Below are 385 nucleotides of genomic sequence, written 5' to 3' on the forward strand. Positions count from 1 at the left end.
TGCACCGTACCGACAGCAGTATTCGGAGCAACCGTCGCCGTCAGATCAACCGCCGCACCCGTGATGGCAGTCGCGGGAACCGACAACGACGTCGTGGTCTCCACATCCACTGGAGCCGGATCCGACACGGTCACCGTCTGAGCAGGCGCCGACGAGCTGACGAACCCTGCACCAGCGGTGAAGTCAGCCGTAACGCTTTGAGCGCCAGCAGCATCGAACGCGTGCGACAGAGTCGCAACACCGCCAGTCACCGTGACCGGGGAGCCGATTGCCGTGCCGTTCGACTTGAACTGCACCGTACCGACAGCAGTATTCGGAGCCACGGTAGCGGTCAGATCAACCGCCGCACCCGTGATGGCAGTCGCGGGAACCGACAACGACGTCG

General features: G+C 63.9%; 1 protein-coding gene. It reads right to left on the reverse strand.

Translation table 11 applies throughout. The features are described 5' to 3' along the window. Window positions 1-385 (reverse strand): Ig-like domain-containing protein (locus P3G66_RS31880; protein WP_276117895.1); only part of this gene is annotated, 385 nt, incomplete at both ends.

Source organism: Rhodococcus sp. C3V, assembly GCF_029269915.1.
GTDB classification, from domain to species: Bacteria; Actinomycetota; Actinomycetes; order Mycobacteriales; family Mycobacteriaceae; genus Rhodococcus_F; species Rhodococcus_F qingshengii.